This is a genomic window from Lactobacillus sp. OTU4228, from assembly GCF_001006945.1.
GTDB classification, from domain to species: domain Bacteria; phylum Bacillota; class Bacilli; order Lactobacillales; family Lactobacillaceae; genus Lactobacillus; species Lactobacillus amylovorus.
In genome coordinates, this window is record NZ_CDLD01000026.1 from 1 (window position 1) to 3,743 (window position 3,743).

Here is a 3,743-nt window from a genome sequence, read left to right on the forward strand (position 1 = left end):
ACGAACGCCACTTAATTGACTTTCGTAGTCAGCCTTCTTTTCCTTTTCTTTGTTAACAACTGCTTCTGGAGCGTGGTCAACAAAGCCTTTGTTAGCAAGCTTCTTTTCACAACAAGCATATCGCCTATTCTTGCTTTAAGATCATCAATATCATTTGCCAAACACAAAATAGCCATTAATTCATTAGCTACAGTAATTGCAAAACTAGATTGGTGTTCAACTCCATTAAATTTGGAGCCTTCACCAACAGTAATTTTTCTCAAAGCACGGTCGTTAACATCAAGACCACGTTTTAACAAGATACGATCAGGATCAATATCAAGGCTATTGTCTTGGTAAATATAGTTATCAACTAAGGCAGCTAAAGTATCGATTGCGGCAGTTAAGGCATGCATGTCACCAGTAAAATGCAAATTGATGTCTTCCATTGGAATAATTTGCGCCATACCACCACCAGTAGCACCACCTTTAAGACCAAAAACAGGACCCATTGAAGGTTCACGCAATGCAATCATCGTATTTTTATGTAATTGATTCTTGATAGCGTCTCCTAAGCCAATAGTGATTGTAGATTTTCCTTCTCCTGCTGGAGTTGGAGAAATAGAAGTTACCAAAATCAACTTACCTAAGTGTTTATTTTGGCGAATTCGATTGATTGCTGACCAACTGATCTTAGCCTTATCGTAACCGTATGGTTCAAGATCTTCTTTCTTTAAATCAACCTCAGCAGCAATTTCATTGATTGGTAATTCATTTGTTTCTTGTGCGATTTCAATATCTGACTTCATTAAGTTATCTCTTCTTTCTTGAAATTACTAAAATAGAATAGTTTTGAACTTCGCCCTTTAACTGATAAATTTGAAAAATACGCCACTGAGCACGTAAAGTAGGCTGGTTGACCTTCATTTTTGTACGATATGGCAATTTCAAGATAAATTGATCATTGCTTTTAGCTACATAAGAAAATACCCATGTATAAATCAGTAAGATTGTAAAAATAATTCCAACTACTATTCCAGAAATACTGATTGCCTTATTCCCCTCATAGCCAAGAATCATAGCTATAAAAAGAATAATTAAGAGCCATGAATAATAAATTATTCCAGCAAGCCCTAAAAATATCAAATGCTGTTTAGATTTTAAAATTTAGATCACGCCCTGTTTATCATTTATTCTTATTGTAACAAATATAGCCAAAATAAGAGAGTATGTTTTAAAACATACTCTCTTTATTTAATATCTGATTTTTACTTGTAAATTAGTGTGGTCACTAGTGTCATACAAGGTTTCCAAATAAAGTCGAAACTCCGGATGGTGTTTAATCAGGGTTTGATATGCCTCCGATGAATGAATTTTATTTAACTCACTGACTTTTAAGTGATTATGTCCATTAAAGAAGTGGTAGTTCATCCAACCGAATAATTTTCCCATCTCTCGAACCAAATCTATATCATCATGATACTTAATCAATTCGCTTTGCATCATATCTGCGGAAATACTTCCCAGTTGCAAGTTTTTTAAATACTTATGGAAATGCACCAAAGTATAATCTTGTTTTTCTTTTTCAGTCAGGTACCGCGTCATATCAAAGTTTCTTCTAATATAAGTAATATGACGAGAATGCACACGCACTACTCCGTATCCCTGGTCGTTAGAACAAAAACTAGAAGTGACAATTTCGGTTGTTGGCGTCGTGCCTTGAGGCCCCATAATATTTTGCGCATGAATATGTCCTGAAAAAGCCAGTTTGACATTATATCTTGCACAAAGACGACGTAATTCAATTGCATCATCAACTACATAACCTTTGTTTACTGCTGGATTGTGGGCATACAGATTATGGTGCATGAAAAGAATAGGGCGCAAGTTATGCTCTTGCGCATAACGAAATTGCTTTTCTATCCACTTTAACTGCCGTTTACCAATCATTCCATGAGTATGAGGAGCTTCCGTTGTCTCTTCTCTGCCATAAATATTAGAATCAGCTAACACTAAGAAATATTGTGGATTTAATTGAACACTGTATGCCAAAGAGCTGTCATCTTCATCGGTAGCTTCACGATATGATTTATCGAAAATCGAACGCCAGAACATAGGACTAATTTCACCGGCATAAAATTGCTTTTTACCACGAAATTCTCTAGCCCAACCGTCAAAAATATCGTGATTACCAGGTAAAACTAAAACCTTGGTCTTTTTTAATGGTTTAAAAATCTCTGCAAATCTTTCTGCGGAAACTCTTTCCCCGTTAAAAGTTAAATCACCTGTCACAATTATTGCAGCAGGATTCTTTCTTTGAGCCATACGCATAAAAGCAGATAGAGCCGTTTCTTGATAGTAGAGATCCTTACCTTGACTCGTTTTTTGCATACGAGAGAAAGCTTGACCTTCATCATGCAAACTATCCGCAATCAAATGGGTATCTGAAATTACCCAAAATTCTGTGTTCAGATCTTTCGTAATCATGTTTACCTTCTATTAGCCCAATATTGGTAGAAATCTACTCTTAAGTTACCGTTGAACAACTTACGCTTCTTTGTAGCCTTTGCACCAAAACACTTTTCAAAGTTAGGGTCAGCAGTTAGGTAGTATTGACTAAATGAATCTAATGGACGCAATACTTCTCCCATTTGCTTATAAAGTTCTTCTGCTGATTCGCGATCCTTAAGTCGCTTACCATATGGTGGGTTGGCAATGATAATGCCGTTTTCCAAATCAGTAGTAAAGTCTTTTACTGCAACCTGCTTAAAACGAATATCTTGTAATACCCCTGCATTATGTGCATTTAATTTAGCAATTTCTAGCACTGATTGGTCAATATCACTAGCCCAAATCGGTGCTTCTAATGGCTTAACTTCTGTCTTAGCTTTAGCCAAAGCTGCTTTATGCAAATTAGCATCAAACCAGTCAAAACCATCAAAAGCAAACTTACGCCACGTACCTGGGGCAATGTTCTTAGCGATTAAAGCTGCTTCAATTGCTAAAGTACCAGAACCGGTCATTGGATCAATCAATGGGTGCGTACCATTATATGGTGTTAATCTTAACAAACCTGCCGCGAAGTTTTCCTTTAAAGGTGCGCCACCGTGTTCAACACGATAACCACGTTTAAATAAACTTGCGCCGGTGGTGTCTAATGATAAGCGAGCGATATTCTTGTAAATATGCACATCTAAAGGATATTCATTACCACTTTCTGGCAAAAAGCCGCGTCGGTGATATTGATCAACCATTTTGTTAACAATCGCTTTTTTGACAATTGATTGCACATCTGGCTCTGAGTGAAGCTTAGACTTAACTGCTCGTCCTTGGACAGGAAATTTAGCATCAACTGGCAACAATTCTGCCCAATCATAATCATATGTTTCGTTGAATAAAGTATCAAAATCAGTTGCTCTAAACTCTTTAAGCAAGATCTTGACTCTATCAGCAGTTCTCAACCATAAATTAGTTTTAACAATATCTTCTTGCGTTCCCTTAAAAAATACACGACCATTTTCAACACGAGTCTTATAACCCATGCCTTGTAGTTCTTTATTGACGACGCTTTCAAAACCGGCGCCCATTGTTGCGTAAAGTTGATATTCTTTCATTATTACTCTTTCATTTATTTATTATCAAAAGAACAAGAAGAAAGGTGCCGCAGCTATTTCTAGAAATGGAAAAGTTGAGATTCGTGGTAACGTCATCATTGCGAAAGTTGATCCTAAAACTGGAAGAGCCTTGTCTTTAAATTCAAGTGA

General features: G+C 36.5%; 3 protein-coding genes and 2 pseudogenes. All 5 read right to left on the reverse strand.

Annotation, left to right across the window (positions count from 1 at the left end; translation table 11 throughout):
- Window positions 1-108: pseudogene (locus BN1206_RS10345) on the reverse strand (hypothetical protein); the annotation flags it as partial.
- Window positions 109-110: 2 nt separating this feature from the next.
- Window positions 111-788, reverse strand: a pseudogene (locus tag BN1206_RS05355) (formate--tetrahydrofolate ligase); the annotation flags it as partial.
- Window positions 789-792: 4 nt separating this feature from the next.
- Complete coding sequence (locus BN1206_RS10350; protein ID WP_179943695.1) at window positions 793-1,122, reverse strand: hypothetical protein; 330 nt, start codon at window positions 1,120-1,122, stop codon at window positions 793-795.
- Between the two features lie 111 nt (window positions 1,123-1,233).
- Complete coding sequence (locus tag BN1206_RS05365) at window positions 1,234-2,466, reverse strand: metallophosphoesterase (protein WP_013642008.1); 1,233 nt, start codon at window positions 2,464-2,466, stop codon at window positions 1,234-1,236.
- A gap of 2 nt (window positions 2,467-2,468) precedes the next feature.
- Window positions 2,469-3,593, reverse strand: a complete 1,125-nt coding sequence (locus BN1206_RS05370) for a THUMP domain-containing class I SAM-dependent RNA methyltransferase (protein WP_052543027.1) — start codon at window positions 3,591-3,593, stop codon at window positions 2,469-2,471.
- Window positions 3,594-3,743 lie beyond the last annotated feature (150 nt).

Coding starts and splice junctions, on each gene's coding strand:
- BN1206_RS05365 (WP_013642008.1), bottom strand. CDS start 2,466: ATGATTACGAAAGATCTGAACACAGAATTTTGGGTAATTTCAGATACC.
- BN1206_RS05370 (WP_052543027.1), bottom strand. CDS start 3,593: ATGAAAGAATATCAACTTTACGCAACAATGGGCGCCGGTTTTGAAAGC.